Genomic DNA, 12,953 nt, shown 5'->3' on the forward strand with positions numbered 1-12,953 from the left:
CATATCGCCCCTTGTAAACGGAAATGATCCTGTTACCGGATCTTTTGAAAACAAACATTATGAGAACTATAGTTACCGCTATCTATACCCTTAGCTTATTATTAAGTACGTTTATTTTTGGCTGCGACCCTGGTAACCAGACCGGCAGCGAAACCACCAATACCAGCGTAGCAGCATCTCAGCAAGCGTTTCCGGAACATAACGAACATAGCGCCTTGACCGATGCTGAAAAGGATAAACTGAAAAGTATTACCCAGTTTGTTGATTCAGACTCAAATCTCTCTTCCTTTTCGAAAGCATTTAAAAGCTCAGGGCTCAGTAAGTCGCTTAACAGTACAGGGCCTTACACTTTTTTTATACCAACCAACGAAGCCTTCCGGGCACTGCACACCGATACCTTGAAAAACCTGCTGAAACCAGAAAACAAGCAACGGCTTGCCAGGCTTTTAAATAACCATATTGTAGCCGGTAAACTGGATTCGGAAACCCTGCAACATGGCTCACGCATAAACACAATGGGTAAAGAAGAACTGGAAGTACTAAAGCAAGCTAACAGTATCGTAATTAACGGAGCCGAAGTGCAGCGGGCAGATATACAAAGCAGCAACGGCGTAATTCACGTGATCGATAAAGTGCTGCTATCAGACCCAAACAAGAAACTATAGTTAAAACGGATTGGTTGCCCACACGGCCAGTTCCGGAATAAATCCCCGGTTATCCATTTCCAAAGCGCTTTTTATAGCCCAGGCAATTTCCTGGCCGCGTAGTTTGTTGGGCTGTGCATGGCGCTCTTCGCGGTCTTCTCTGCCAAAAGCGGTAGTTACTTCACTTGGATTGATCAGCATTACGCGCACATTATGTTTCCGGAGCTCTGCCTGCCAGCTTTGGGTCATGCTGCGCAGCGCTGCTTTTGATGATGCGTAAACCGAACCGCCTTCGCCACCTTTTGTAGCCGCCGTAGACCCGATATTGATGATATTGCCATAGTTCTGCTTCTTAAATATCCTCGCTGCCATTGCCGCCATCATCGCTGCCCCGAAAACATTTACCCGATACACCTGCTCAAAATCTGCTATCGTCAGCTCATCCAGTGGTTTGTATATTCCAATACCGGCATTATTTATCAGGGCATCCAGGTGGCCGAACTCATTCAGGAAACTAGAAAAAGTATGCTTCACATCGCCAAAATCAGCAACATCGGCAACTATAGGAAATGCACCAAGCGAGCGGGCAGCTTTGTGCGTTCGTTTTTCGTCGCGGCCGGTTATGGCCACGTTAGCTCCATGTTTTACCAACAGATCGGCGGTGGCATGACCAATGCCTAAGGTACCACCCGTAATCAGAATATTAGCGTTATCGAGTTTCATAGCTTTAGTTTATAGTTGCGGTATATAAACTGCTAACGCATTGTAAGGGTGATGGTTAATTGTTGGAAAGATGCATTTGATTGAATCGGCTGTTCCGGACATTTATGTCCGAAAAAGCAAAATTGTCTGAATCAGGATTTCCAGGATTAAAGGATTAACATGATTAAGACCTGGCAGTGTCTGGGTTTTGAAGTTTAAAATTCAATTTTGGTCAATCCGAGCGTCAGCCGAAGAATCTTATATGTCCTATAGACCAAGTTCTTATAACCAGAAACAAGACGCAAAATATTGCGTCTCTACATTTCACCAACCTTCTAACCTTCTAACTTCCAAACTTCCCAACTTTCTAACTTTCTAACTATTTCCTATTGTCGTCTCCCATCAGTATACTCAGGTAGCTTTCGTAACGGGTTAGGGAGATTTCGTTATGGCGGACGGCCTCTACTATAGCGCAGCCGGGCTCGTTAAAGTGCGTGCAGTTGTTAAAGCGGCATTGGTTCATACGTTCGCGCATCTCCGGGAAGTAGTGGCCCAGCTGGTTTTTAGGGATATCAACTATACCAAGTTCCTTAATGCCCGGCGTATCGATGATGTAAGTGTCTTTATCAACTTCAAACATTTCGGCAAAGGTGGTAGTGTGCACGCCTTTATCGGAGAAGTCAGAAATCTCGGAAGTCTTCAGTTCCAGGTCCGGAACTATAATATTGATGAGCGTGGATTTTCCAACACCGGAATGACCGGAAAGCAACGTTGTTTTGCCATGCAGCAGGCTGTTCATCTCTTCTATCCCTTCGTTGCTTTTAGCTGAAACAGTGATGCTGTTGTAGCCTATCTGCTGATACATGTGACTTATCTGGCGCTGGTAATCGCGCATCTCCTCGTCGTAAAGGTCGGTTTTGTTAAAGACAAGTATCGTCGGGATGTCGTATGCTTCGGCGGTAACCAGGAAGCGGTCGATAAAACCGAAGGATGTGCGCGGTGAAACCAGCGTAACGATAAGCAGGGCCTGGTCTAAGTTAGCGGCAATGATATGCGAGTAAGCTGTTTTGTGGGTGCTCTGGCGGATAATGTAGTTTTCGCGGTCTTCTATCTTGTGGATCACGGCAGTATCCTCGCCGGTCGTTTCAATATCAAATTCTACGCGGTCGCCAACGGCCAGCGGGTTACTCACCTTCAAGCCTTTTATCTTGAACTTGCCGCGTAAGCGCGCACGGTGCAACTTGCCTTCCGCATCGCGTACCAAATACCACGACCCCGTCGATTTAACTACAACTCCTTTCATTTTATCTTTTTAACAGGCGCTGTATATCGGCCATAATTTGTGTGGTGGCGCCTGACTGCTCTTGTACGTATTGTTTTTCGGTGTCGGTTATAGTTTGGCGCGCTCCGGGTGTGGTATGTACTTTCTCAAAACCGGCTAACAATTCCTCTGCATTTTTAATAGGCATCGCGCAACCCAGCTTTACCAGCTCCACGGCTTCCTGAAACTTGCTGTACTTTGGCCCGAAAAACAGCGGCAATCCAAATACGGCAGCCTCCAGGGTGTTATGCAAACCTTTACCAAAAGCACCGCCAATGTAGGCATACGTCCCATAACTATACAGCGCCGACAGCATGCCAATGTTATCGATCACAAGTACCTTATAGTTGGCTATAGTTTGGGCATCAGTTTTAGAGAAACGCACAGCGCCATCGCCCAGTTGCTGCATTAAACTCGCAATGCCGTTTTCGTGGATCTCGTGTGGCGCAATAATAAACTTTATAGTTGGTTTATACTTCCGGATAAGCGGTAACAGTACTTCGATATCCGCAGGCCAGCTGCTACCCACCATAAATACCTCGCCGCCACTGGTAAAAGCATCTACCAACGGTATTGGTTTTATAGTGGCGGCTGTCTGCAGCACCCTGTCAAAGCGGGTATCGCCGGCTATAGTTGCGTTGGTTATTCCTATAGTTTGCAGCAGCTCCAGCGACGTTTGGTTCTGGGTATAGATGTGCGTAAAGCGGCGCAGCATGTTGCGGTTAAATTCCCCGTAAGGCTTAAAGAAAACCTGGTCCGGCCGGAAGATAGCTGAAATGGAAAGTATAGGGATATGGCGTTGCTCCAGCTCCTGCAGGTAATAATGCCAGAACTCATACTTGATAAACACTGCCAGCTTTGGCTGAACTATAGAAATGAATTGACGGGCATTGGCAGCGCTGTCGAGCGGCAGGTAATAAATATAATCGGCGCCGCTATAGTTTTTGCGCACTTCGTAGCCGGAAGGGGAGAAGAACGTGAGCATTACTTTGTACTCCGGAAACTCTGCTTTAAAAGCTTCTATAACCGGGCGGCCCTGCTCAAACTCACCCAACGAGGCACAATGAAACCACACCACCGGCGCTGTGTTACCGGCAAAAGCCTGCTGCAACTTTTCAAACTGGTTTTCACGGCCCTGTAGCATCAGTTTCGCCTTCTGGTTAAAAGGAGCTGCCACGGTTAGTAGTCCGTCGTAAGCTTTCAGGCCGATGTCGTAGAGTAGTTTCAAAACTATAGTTTGTGTTGTGTTGCAAATATAGCGGTTTAGGTGGTATTAGTTGGGTACAGCCTTATCTCGGCTAACTATAGTTGCGTACTACCCTTACCTAAACAGCAAACCCAATATGGTAGATAGCACCGAAAAGGAGATTGAAGTAGCAGTTTTTGACCTGAACAAGACCTTTTACATCAAGAGCTCCAAAGACGAGTTCTTTAAGTTCATCAGTACTAAAAAACCACACAAAGCTGCTTACTATGTGCAAATGCTATACTATAAAGCGCTGCTTAAAATGCACCAGATCAGGCAGACCGAGTTTAAGGAAAACTTCTTTAATTACCTGGATAACCTGCCACCCGAAAAAGTAAAAGAGTACGCCAAAGAGTTCTGGGAGAAAGAATATCCTGATAACTTTAACCAGGAGATAAAAGGCCGTTTGGATAAGCTGAAAATGCAGGGAGTACAGGTGTTTTGCGCTACTGGCGGACTTGAGATTTACGTAGAACCCTTGTTTGAGCTTTATAAGATTGATGGCTTTTTCGGGACGAAGACGAATTATACAGACAATACATACCTGGTAGAGGGCAAAGCCTGCAAAGCCGAAGAAAAGATAGCCCGTTTAGAGCAGCATTTTAAAGGCCAGAAGTATAGAATTGTAGAAGCATACTCCGACGACAAGGAAGAAATTCTGGACGAAGCAGACAAAGCCTGGCTGGTGAAAAAAGGAAAGATAGTGCCGTATAAAAAAGACAAATGAACTATAGCTTACCTGGTTGGGATAGATTTTAAATGTTCTATATTTGGAAGTATTAAGCAATACAGAACTATAACCTAACCTGATAACTATACCATGGCATCAATCAGCCCTTACCTGACCTTTGCAGGCACCTGCGAAGAAGCGTTTACCTTTTACAAATCTGTTTTTGGCGGCGATTTTCCGTATGTAGGCCGTTTTAAAGACATGCCATCCGAAAACCCGATCCCGGAAGCAGAAGGAAACAAGATCATGCACATATCCCTGCCGATCAGCAAAGAAACCACATTAATGGGCTCTGATTCTTCTGATGCGTTCGGACATGCAACCATAATGGGCAACAACTTTTCTATCTCCATCAACGCCGATAACGAAGACGAGGCGAAGCGCCTGTTCGATGGTTTGTCTGCTGGTGGTAAGGTAACCATGCCGCTGAACAAAACTTTCTGGGGAGCGCTGTTCGGCATGTTCACGGATAAGTTCGGTATTAACTGGATGGTGAACTACGATTACGAGCAGAAGTAATAAACTGAACTAAAGTTTAGCATGAAGATACTACTGGCAATTGGGGCGGGCAGTTTTATAGGCGGCGTGGGGCGTTACCTGTTATCGCAGCTTATACAAACAAAAAGCCTGACCCATTTTCCGGTAGGTACGCTTGTAGTAAATATACTTGGCTGTTTCCTGATCGGGGTAGTATTCGGTTTTTTTGCCAAAGGGACTTTGTCGGATGAGTGGCGTTTGTTTTTGGCAACTGGTGTACTGGGTGGTTTCACCACCTTCTCGGCCTTTTCCGGAGAAACTATAAGCTTGCTGCAAGGCGGTCAGTATGGCCCGGCTATAGTTTATGTTCTGGCAAGCGTGCTGCTCGGGTTACTGGCAACTTTTCTGGGGTTGTGGCTGGTAAAACTGGTATAGGTCTTAACTCAGGAATCCTTCCATACTTTTAAAAACTGCCACCATTGCCAACCCTCTCTCCGACAAAGTATACTCAATATGCAGCGGCTTTTCCTGTACCACGGTTTTAACCAGGATATTTGCCTCTTCCATTTCTTTAAGCGCTGTAGCTACCGATTGCTTGTTGGAGCCTGGCAACTGACGCAGCAAGCTGTTAAACCGCACCGGCCCATCCAGTGCTAGCCTGAAAATCTGTGGCTTCCACTTTCCGGATAACTGCTTTAAAATGTTCTCGGCAGGGCAGCTCGCCTCGTCCTGTGAAAAATTGTTGGTAGTCATGTTTTTTTGACTAATTGACTCTCCTGATATATAGCCCGACCTTTGTAAAAGTAATTCCTTACAGCCTGTTGGCTACTAAGGTAACAGGTTAATTTTTACAATGTTTAAAGCTAAATAGAACCATGGAGACGAAACCAATGATGCATTGCAATATGGAAACCGGAATATGCGAAATTCCGGGAACACAGGCAACTACAGAAGATACCAATATTGCAGCCGCTAAGCAACCAATTAAACTATTATACTTCACCGACCCGATCTGCTCTTCGTGCTGGGGTATTGATCCGCAACTGAAGAAGCTGGCGCTGGAGTACGGACCATACTTTGAAATAGAGTACCGCATGGGCGGTCTGCTGCCAAGTTGGGAAGCCTACGGCGGCCGCGACGTGAACGGACCTGCCAGCGTAGCCCAGCACTGGGAAGAAGCCGGCGCTCATTACGAAATGCCCATAGATGGAGATCTTTGGCTGGAAGATCCGCTGCCATCTTCTTACCCGCCATCTATAGCCTTTAAAGCTGCCCAGCTGCAAGGCGAAGAAAAAGCCGCGAAGTTCCTGAGAAGAATAAAGGAGATGATCTTTCTGGAGAAGAAAAACATTGCCCGCTGGGACAACCTGGCACTTGCCGCAGAGCAAACCGGCCTGGATGCAGCGCAGTTAAAATCAGACTTCGAAGGCAAAGCAGTAGAGCTGTTCCAGCAGGACCTGACCCTGGCACGTCAGCTGGGTGTTAGGGGCTTCCCGACCATTTTTGTGACAGATGAGAATGATAACCGCCTGCTGGTCTATGGCTCAAGACCGTACGAGCAGTATGAGCAGGCATTGTTACAGCTGCATCCGGAGGCGAAAAAACAGGTTTATGAAACCGGCTACACGTCGCTCTTTGCCAACTATAGTACGCTTACCACCAAAGAGTTTGCGGTGCTATCAGGCATGAAAACAAGTGAGGCAGAAGAATATCTGAAGGAACTGCACGCAGAAGGCAGGATCGGAAAGTATGCTTCCAAGAACGGCGCTTTGTGGATGAAGCAGTAGGTCCAACTATAGACTATAAAACAAAAATCCCCGGCAAAATGCCGGGGATTTTTTATCAATAAGTTACTTTTAAAGCTTAGTGCTTTGCAAGGTAGTTAGATACACCTTCTTTAGTAGCCTGCATTGCTTCTTTGCCTTCAGACCAGTTTGCAGGGCAAACTTCGCCTTTCTCTTCGAAATACTGCAGTGCATCTACCATACGCAGCGCCTCGTCAATAGAGCGGCCAAGCGGAAGATCGTTCACTACCTGGTGACGAACTACACCTTCTTTGTCGATCAGGAACAGACCGCGGTAAGCAACCGGCTCGCCAACAAATTCTACTTCACCATCTTCGTTGTACTCGTAGTGGCCAGCCAATACGTCGTAGTTCTGAGAAATAGTTTTAGCTGCATCAGCTACTAACGGATAGTTAACATCTGCGATACCGCCCTGGGCGCGTGGTGTGCTTAACCATGCAAAGTGAGAGAAGTGTGTATCAGTTGAGCAACCAACTACAGCTACGTTCTTGCGCTCAAATTCTTCCATTCTGTCCTGGAAGGCAATGATCTCTGTTGGGCAAACAAACGTGAAGTCCATTGGATAAAAGAAGAAGATCACGTGCTTTTTGCCAATATATTGGTCAAGAGAGAAGTTTTCTACAAACTCGCCATTCTCTACGGCCATTGCTTTAAACGAAGGTGCTTTTTTACCTACTAATACTGCCATTTTATATATTTATTTTAGTTTTAAAGATTCTGGTTACTAACTCCTGAAATGCTTATTTGTTTATCCGGCTCCACCTTTTTGCCTGTCAGCTGCACTGCAAAGCTCTTGATCTCAAAGTTTTCTACCTGCCGCTTACTGAAGAAATCACGCAACACAATTTCCAGCTCCGGGTCTTCAAAATCGATGATCTCGCGGGTATTGCTGCAGTAAATGTGACTATGCGTGGTGGTGTTGGTATCATACCGCTTACCGCCTTCTTCCGTCAGCACCCGACGTACTAATTCAGCCTCTGCAAAGGTATCCAGTGTTTTGTAAACAGTGCCTAAGGAGATACTGGGGTTTGCCGGTTTAAGGTGCTGGTACACTTCTTCGGCAGTAGGATGGTGGCCGTGCAGCGCAACTATAGCTTCGTACACCACCATGCGCTGACTTGTGGCCTTTAAGCCCGAAGCTGCCATATGTTTGTGTAGTTCCTGCCGTGTAAGTTGCTGCATTTCTAAATAAGAATTATTCCTAACTAGGAATTTGTGCTGCAAAGGTAAGAGATAGTTAGGAAGTTAAAAAGTTTAGAGGTTAGAAAGTTATTTATAGTTTGGGAGTTAGAAAGTTAGAAAGGTATAAGTTAGAAAGTGATTTATAGTTTGTGAGTTTAGGAGTTAAAGAGTCTGGGAGGTAAGGGAATTGGGCAAACATAAAAAATGTCATTACGAACAAAGTGAGAAATCTGGTTCTTAACGTGATTCAGATTTCTCACTCCGTTCGAAATGACAAGAAGGGTATAACAACTTTCTAACTTATACTTTTCTAACTTTCTAACTATAGACTATTTTCCTTTAAACTCCGGTCTGCGTTTTTCTACAAAGGCGTTCATGCCTTCGGTCTGGTCTTCAGAGGCAAAGCAGAGGTAGAAGTTCTTACGCTCAAAATGTAACCCCTCATCCAGTTGCGTTTCGAAAGCGCGGTTTACAGATTCTTTTGCCAGCTTTACCGCTACCGGTGATAGCTGTGCAATTTCACCGGCAAGTTTAAAGGCTTCTTCCAGGTATAGTTCTACAGGCACTACGCGGTTAATCAGGCCCTGCTTTTCAGCTTCCTCGGCGGGCATAAACTTACCGGTCAATACCATTTCCATGGCTTTTGCTTTACCAATGGCTTTGGTCAGGCGTTGCGTGCCGCCCGCACCTGGCATAACCCCGATCTTAATTTCAGGCTGCCCAAACATGGCCGTTTCAGAGGCGATGATCATATCGCAGGTCATGGCCAGTTCGCAGCCGCCACCCAATGCAAACCCCGACACAGCAGCTATAATTGGCTTTTTAGTCTTACGGATCTGGTCCCAGGTAGAGAACTGATCGATGTTGAGCATATCGATAGCCGTTTTGCCAGCCATTTGTTTGATGTCGGCGCCAGCAGCAAAAGCACGTTCGTTACCCGTTAGTACTATAGCTCTTACATTTTCATCTTCATCCAGCTGTTTTAGTGCATCGCGCAGTTCACCCATCAGTTGTAAATTTAGGGCGTTTAATTCTTTGGGGCGGTTAAGTTGGATAAGGGCAACGTGTGGCTGTGCCTGTGGCGTAACAAGTATAAATTCCATAGTTAAAATGTCATAGTTAATGTGCAGGCTAATTTAAAGCTTTTTGTGGCAAGCGCATAAAAAAAGCCTGCTAGGCTGCAGGCTTATAACTTAAATAGCGATCTCTTCAGGTTCAGGATTGGTTATTATACGGTAGTAAAGCTTCTTTATCTGTTTTGGCTCATAATCATTAGCCGGGTAAGCATAATGCTCCAGTGACTTGGCTTTTGCAGGTTGTACCAATTGGGGCACTTCCATTACATAACCCAGGTATAGCAACCCGCAAAGCAAACATAATTTTACAACAAATAACTTATTTACTTTTTCAACTGGTTGCATACAAGCCGTAATATTTAGTAGGTACGAAGATTCTTATATACGTAGTTCCTAATATTTAGAAACTGTAGTTTTATAGGAACTTTTGACACTATATGTGCAAATATAAATAACCTACATAAAATATGTGCTATTTGTTACATAAAATATATACTTTATTTACTAACAAATTGAAATGTTGTGCGTGTTCGCTGCTCCAGAAGTACCTGCTTGCCCTCTATGGTTTTGTTAATGCTGTTGGTATCGTAGTTTTTTATAGTATAAAGTGTTAACCCTGTGTTATAGTGTATAATAAATTCATCCTGTAAGGTTAGTAAAAGCTTTTCCAGGCGTTGTGCATGGCAGTCGGTACATACCGAGAACGAGATGGCGGAATTCTGCATCAGGTTAATTTTAAGGCGCAGCTCTGAAAGGGCATTGAAAATTGTGCCTAGGTTTTTCTCAGAAATAAACGTGAAATCTTTAACGCTGAAGGAGATCAGACACTGATTTTCCTTAATAATATAAGCAGGGGCCAGTTTCTGGTAACGGCAATCGCAGATCTTGGTACCTTCGCCTTCTGGGTTCAGGAACGACTTTACGTACAGCGGAATGGACCTGTTTGCAAGCGGCTTTATAGTCTTAGGGTGAATAACAGAGGCGCCATAATAAGCCATTTCTACTGTCTCCTGGTATGATATCTCAGGGTAGCGAACTGTTTCGGTAAAGTATTTTGGGTCGGCATTCAGTAAACCTTCCACATCTTTCCAGATATACATGGCTTCTGCGTGCAGGCAATAGGCAAATATGGCTCCGCTAAAGTCAGAGCCTTCGCGGCCAAGCGTAGTAGTCTGGCCATTGTTGGTGCCCCCTAAAAACCCCTGTGTAACTATAAGTTGCTGTTCGAGTATAGGAGGCAGGTCGCGCTTTATCAGTCGTTCGGTCCAGTTCCAGTCTATTTTGGCTTCGCGCCAGGTAGTATCGGTCTGTATGTACTTGCGGCTGTCTATCCAGGTATTGGTAAGCTGCTGCAACTGCAGAAAGTGGTGCAGTATAACAGAGGCCATTAGTTCGCCGAAGCTCACGGTCTGGTCGTATAGTTGGTCGTAGCCTGCCTGGCGGTTAAGGGTTTGCAGCGTATCGTTTAATTTAGAAAACAGGTGCTCCAACTCTTCGTATACAGGGTGGCCTGCATCCGGGAACAGTGCCTGTACAATCTCATAGTGGTAAACACGGCTCTGCTGCAAAGTATCGTTATAGTCTCTGTTATGAAAGGCCTGGTCAAAAACCTGCTCCAATGCATTGGTGGTTTTGCCCATAGCCGATACAACTATAAGCAGCTTGCTTTTACCACCATGGTTCAGCACTATTTGCGCAAGGTTCCGGAAAGCGTCGGCATTTTTAACGGATGCACCTCCAAACTTGTATATTTTCATTCCTTCAGGGATTATAACACGTAAAAATAGGTAGCCTTCGTTTATGAATCAAAAAATGATATTTTTGTACTACTATATTTAGATCAAACCATCTGCTCTTATGAATTTCAATCTTGCTATACCTGTAGGTACTACCCTTGACAGGTTTATTATGAGAAAACAGGAAGCTTTTCCGTTTGCAACAGGAGAACTTTCTCAATTACTGCGAGATATTGCGCTGGCAGGTAAAATCGTGAACCGCGAAATCAATCGCGCAGGCCTGCTTGATGTAACCGGAGCTTACGGCCAACAGAACGTGCAGGGAGAGGAGCAACAAAAACTGGACGTGATTGCCAATATCCGTTTCATCAGGGCGCTCCGAAACGGTGGCGAAGTTTGTACGATCATCTCTGAAGAAGAAGACGAGGCAATACAGACAGGTAATACAAAAGGTAAGTACATTGTTGCCATAGATCCTTTAGATGGTTCATCTAATATTGATGTGAACGTATCTATCGGAACGATCTTCTCCATTTACAGAAGAAAGTCAGAGACTGGCTGCGATGGAACGATGGAAGATTGCATGCAGACCGGAACACAGCAGGTAGCGGCGGGCTATATTATCTATGGTTCATCTACGATGCTGGTATATACAACAGGGCACGGCGTAAACGGGTTTACCTACGATCCGTCGCTTGGCGAGTTCTTCCTGTCGCACCCGGATATTAAAACTCCGGCTACCGGCACTGTTTATTCCTGCAACGAAGGCAGCGTGAACAGCTTCCCGGAAAGTATTAAGCAGTACCTGAACTATTGCAAAGAAAGTAACTACTCTGCGCGTTATATCGGTTCGCTTGTTGCCGACTTCCATAGAAACCTGCTAAAGGGTGGCGTGTATATTTACCCGTCAACAGCAAAGGCGCCAAATGGTAAACTGCGCCTGATGTATGAGTGCAATGCTCTGGCCTATATAGTGGAGCAGGCCGGTGGTAAAGCTACAAACGGAACCCAACGCATTATGGAGATAGAGCCAACCGAGCTACACCAGCGTTGCCCGTTAGTAATAGGGTCGCCGGAGATGGTTGATAAAGTAGAAGAGTTTATTAAAAGTGAAGTAGAAGCTGTTTAAACTATAGCTTTTAATTTGAACGATAGATAAAGCGGGTCTGCGCCTTTTGCAGTTCCCGCTTTATTATTAACCGGGCTATGCAGTCCGCCATTTCAGGTTCGGAGGGGAGCAGCATGGCCTGTTTTACCTGGCGTTCGTCCACATCAATCCGGTACAGGATATTAAGCAGGCTGTTCAGGTCGGTTTGTAACAGGTGCAGCACGGCCCGGGCAACTTTCTGCTGTAGTTCGGCCAGGCTCTGTGTTTGTTGCAGATCATCAGCGTTAAACAGTTTTTGCAACTGCTGTGTGGCGCCCGAAAGTATTACTGCTGCGTATTCCATTTCTTAAACTATAGAACAGAAACAAAAAGGCCTTCTTTAGCAGAAGGCCTTTTATGTTATTACTCTTTTTTCTTCTTGGTCTTTTTCTCTTCTGCCGCCTCAGGTTTTGCTTCTGTTGCTTTGGCTTTCGGAGCTTTCTTTTCAGCCTTCTTCTCTGCTGCTTTCTCTTCTTTTTCCGGTGCGGTAAAACCGACGTGCTGTTTTACAATTTTGTACCAGTTAGCCAGTTTCTTCATGTCCGAAAGGTAAACCCGCTCTTCGTCAAAGTCAGGCAGTATTTCTTCCATAAAGGCCTTGTACTCATGGTCCGCTGGTTTTTCGCTTAGTGGCAGGTCATCGCCATACTTTTCGTTGATGCGGTCGAACACTTCAGCCAGAGGCACGGTTGTTTCTTCATCAGTAGTATAGATAGAGATCTCATCCAGTAACGACATACGCTGGCGTGCCTGAGCAACCATACGCTGCGGCTTGTCAGATAAAGACTCAACGATAACACCGGTACGTGTTGGAGCTACCACACGGTACAGGCCGTTCATGCCGGAAATGGCTGCAACTTGTCTTAGATCAATAGGCATAGAGAATA

The 12,953-nt window shown here is 45.4% G+C and carries 17 protein-coding genes; 6 read left to right on the forward strand and 11 right to left on the reverse strand.

Annotation, left to right across the window (positions count from 1 at the left end; translation table 11 throughout):
• The first annotated feature begins 23 nt into the window (after positions 1–23).
• Positions 24–665: a fasciclin domain-containing protein gene (locus tag GSQ66_RS00305; RefSeq protein WP_162425625.1), complete on the forward strand. Its 642-nt coding sequence runs from the start codon at positions 24–26 to the stop codon at positions 663–665.
• Here the strand turns inward: GSQ66_RS00305 and GSQ66_RS00310 are convergent, their stop codons facing one another.
• From GSQ66_RS00310 to GSQ66_RS00320, 3 genes are all read right to left on the reverse strand, one after another.
• A complete protein-coding gene (locus tag GSQ66_RS00310) occupies positions 666–1,367 on the reverse strand; it encodes an SDR family oxidoreductase (RefSeq protein ID WP_162425626.1) in 702 nt (233 codons plus the stop codon).
• Between the two features lie 358 nt (positions 1,368–1,725).
• Positions 1,726–2,649, reverse strand: coding sequence for a ribosome small subunit-dependent GTPase A (rsgA, locus tag GSQ66_RS00315; RefSeq protein ID WP_162425627.1), 924 nt, complete (start codon positions 2,647–2,649; stop codon positions 1,726–1,728).
• A gap of 1 nt (position 2,650) precedes the next feature.
• On the reverse strand, positions 2,651–3,895 hold the full coding sequence (locus tag GSQ66_RS00320; RefSeq protein WP_162425628.1) for a 3-deoxy-D-manno-octulosonic acid transferase: 1,245 nt from the start codon (positions 3,893–3,895) through the stop codon (positions 2,651–2,653).
• A gap of 115 nt (positions 3,896–4,010) precedes the next feature.
• On the opposite strand from GSQ66_RS00320, the gene GSQ66_RS00325 reads away from it, so the two are divergent.
• From GSQ66_RS00325 to crcB, 3 genes are all read left to right on the forward strand, one after another.
• On the forward strand, positions 4,011–4,640 hold the full coding sequence (locus GSQ66_RS00325) for an HAD-IB family phosphatase (protein ID WP_162425629.1): 630 nt from the start codon (positions 4,011–4,013) through the stop codon (positions 4,638–4,640).
• Positions 4,641–4,733: 93 nt separating this feature from the next.
• Positions 4,734–5,162, forward strand: coding sequence for a VOC family protein (locus tag GSQ66_RS00330; protein WP_162425630.1), 429 nt, complete (start codon positions 4,734–4,736; stop codon positions 5,160–5,162).
• 21 nt (positions 5,163–5,183) lie between these two features.
• Positions 5,184–5,555, forward strand: a complete 372-nt coding sequence (gene crcB, locus GSQ66_RS00335; protein ID WP_162425631.1) for a fluoride efflux transporter CrcB — start codon at positions 5,184–5,186, stop codon at positions 5,553–5,555.
• Between the two features lie 3 nt (positions 5,556–5,558).
• Here crcB and GSQ66_RS00340 read toward each other — a convergent pair whose 3' ends face one another.
• Positions 5,559–5,873, reverse strand: coding sequence for a winged helix-turn-helix transcriptional regulator (locus GSQ66_RS00340; RefSeq protein WP_162425632.1), 315 nt, complete (start codon positions 5,871–5,873; stop codon positions 5,559–5,561).
• Positions 5,874–5,995: 122 nt separating this feature from the next.
• Here GSQ66_RS00340 and GSQ66_RS00345 point away from each other — a divergent pair, with 122 nt between their 5' ends.
• Positions 5,996–6,907 carry a ClpXP adapter SpxH family protein gene (locus GSQ66_RS00345; RefSeq protein WP_162425633.1) on the forward strand — a complete coding sequence of 304 codons (912 nt, stop codon included), beginning with the start codon at positions 5,996–5,998 and terminating at the stop codon, positions 6,905–6,907.
• Positions 6,908–6,983: 76 nt separating this feature from the next.
• On the opposite strand, the gene GSQ66_RS00350 is transcribed toward GSQ66_RS00345, so the two are convergent.
• The 5 genes from GSQ66_RS00350 to GSQ66_RS00370 all read right to left on the reverse strand — a co-directional run bounded on the left by GSQ66_RS00350 (position 6,984) and on the right by GSQ66_RS00370 (position 10,940).
• A complete protein-coding gene (locus GSQ66_RS00350; protein ID WP_162425634.1) occupies positions 6,984–7,613 on the reverse strand; it encodes a peroxiredoxin in 630 nt (209 codons plus the stop codon).
• Between the two features lie 20 nt (positions 7,614–7,633).
• On the reverse strand, positions 7,634–8,107 hold the full coding sequence (locus tag GSQ66_RS00355; RefSeq protein ID WP_162425635.1) for a Fur family transcriptional regulator: 474 nt from the start codon (positions 8,105–8,107) through the stop codon (positions 7,634–7,636).
• 329 nt (positions 8,108–8,436) lie between these two features.
• Positions 8,437–9,210, reverse strand: coding sequence for an enoyl-CoA hydratase-related protein (locus tag GSQ66_RS00360; protein ID WP_162425636.1), 774 nt, complete (start codon positions 9,208–9,210; stop codon positions 8,437–8,439).
• A 90-nt stretch (positions 9,211–9,300) separates the two neighbouring features.
• Positions 9,301–9,528 (reverse strand): hypothetical protein, encoded by a 228-nt coding sequence (locus GSQ66_RS00365; protein ID WP_162425637.1) that lies wholly within the window; start codon positions 9,526–9,528, stop codon positions 9,301–9,303.
• A gap of 152 nt (positions 9,529–9,680) precedes the next feature.
• Positions 9,681–10,940: an aspartate kinase gene (locus tag GSQ66_RS00370; protein WP_162425638.1), complete on the reverse strand. Its 1,260-nt coding sequence runs from the start codon at positions 10,938–10,940 to the stop codon at positions 9,681–9,683.
• 100 nt (positions 10,941–11,040) lie between these two features.
• On the opposite strand from GSQ66_RS00370, the gene fbp reads away from it, so the two are divergent.
• A complete protein-coding gene (fbp, locus tag GSQ66_RS00375; protein WP_162425639.1) occupies positions 11,041–12,048 on the forward strand; it encodes a class 1 fructose-bisphosphatase in 1,008 nt (335 codons plus the stop codon).
• Positions 12,049–12,058: 10 nt separating this feature from the next.
• On the opposite strand, the gene GSQ66_RS00380 is transcribed toward fbp, so the two are convergent.
• Positions 12,059–12,370: a hypothetical protein gene (locus GSQ66_RS00380; protein WP_162425640.1), complete on the reverse strand. Its 312-nt coding sequence runs from the start codon at positions 12,368–12,370 to the stop codon at positions 12,059–12,061.
• A gap of 59 nt (positions 12,371–12,429) precedes the next feature.
• The gene (locus GSQ66_RS00385; RefSeq protein ID WP_162425641.1) at positions 12,430–12,945 is read right to left on the reverse strand and encodes a DUF5606 family protein; all 516 of its coding nucleotides are present in this window, start codon (positions 12,943–12,945) and stop codon (positions 12,430–12,432) included.
• Positions 12,946–12,953: the final 8 nt, after the last annotated feature.

The organism is Pontibacter pudoricolor (genome assembly GCF_010092985.1).
In the GTDB taxonomy this organism is placed as follows: Bacteria; Bacteroidota; Bacteroidia; order Cytophagales; family Hymenobacteraceae; genus Pontibacter; species Pontibacter pudoricolor.

Excerpts from the sequence above, each read along its gene's own strand:
- GSQ66_RS00305 (WP_162425625.1), top strand. The coding sequence starts at position 24 with ATGATCCTGTTACCGGATCTTTTGAAAACAAACATTATGAGAACTATA.
- GSQ66_RS00310 (WP_162425626.1), bottom strand. The coding sequence starts at position 1,367 with ATGAAACTCGATAACGCTAATATTCTGATTACGGGTGGTACCTTAGGC.
- rsgA (WP_162425627.1), bottom strand. The coding sequence starts at position 2,649 with ATGAAAGGAGTTGTAGTTAAATCGACGGGGTCGTGGTATTTGGTACGC.
- GSQ66_RS00325 (WP_162425629.1), top strand. The coding sequence starts at position 4,011 with ATGGTAGATAGCACCGAAAAGGAGATTGAAGTAGCAGTTTTTGACCTG.
- GSQ66_RS00330 (WP_162425630.1), top strand. The coding sequence starts at position 4,734 with ATGGCATCAATCAGCCCTTACCTGACCTTTGCAGGCACCTGCGAAGAA.
- crcB (WP_162425631.1), top strand. The coding sequence starts at position 5,184 with ATGAAGATACTACTGGCAATTGGGGCGGGCAGTTTTATAGGCGGCGTG.
- GSQ66_RS00340 (WP_162425632.1), bottom strand. The coding sequence starts at position 5,873 with ATGACTACCAACAATTTTTCACAGGACGAGGCGAGCTGCCCTGCCGAG.
- GSQ66_RS00345 (WP_162425633.1), top strand. The coding sequence starts at position 5,996 with ATGGAGACGAAACCAATGATGCATTGCAATATGGAAACCGGAATATGC.
- GSQ66_RS00350 (WP_162425634.1), bottom strand. The coding sequence starts at position 7,613 with ATGGCAGTATTAGTAGGTAAAAAAGCACCTTCGTTTAAAGCAATGGCC.
- GSQ66_RS00355 (WP_162425635.1), bottom strand. The coding sequence starts at position 8,107 with ATGCAGCAACTTACACGGCAGGAACTACACAAACATATGGCAGCTTCG.
- GSQ66_RS00360 (WP_162425636.1), bottom strand. The coding sequence starts at position 9,210 with ATGGAATTTATACTTGTTACGCCACAGGCACAGCCACACGTTGCCCTT.
- GSQ66_RS00365 (WP_162425637.1), bottom strand. The coding sequence starts at position 9,528 with ATGCAACCAGTTGAAAAAGTAAATAAGTTATTTGTTGTAAAATTATGT.
- GSQ66_RS00370 (WP_162425638.1), bottom strand. The coding sequence starts at position 10,940 with ATGAAAATATACAAGTTTGGAGGTGCATCCGTTAAAAATGCCGACGCT.
- fbp (WP_162425639.1), top strand. The coding sequence starts at position 11,041 with ATGAATTTCAATCTTGCTATACCTGTAGGTACTACCCTTGACAGGTTT.
- GSQ66_RS00380 (WP_162425640.1), bottom strand. The coding sequence starts at position 12,370 with ATGGAATACGCAGCAGTAATACTTTCGGGCGCCACACAGCAGTTGCAA.
- GSQ66_RS00385 (WP_162425641.1), bottom strand. The coding sequence starts at position 12,945 with ATGCCTATTGATCTAAGACAAGTTGCAGCCATTTCCGGCATGAACGGC.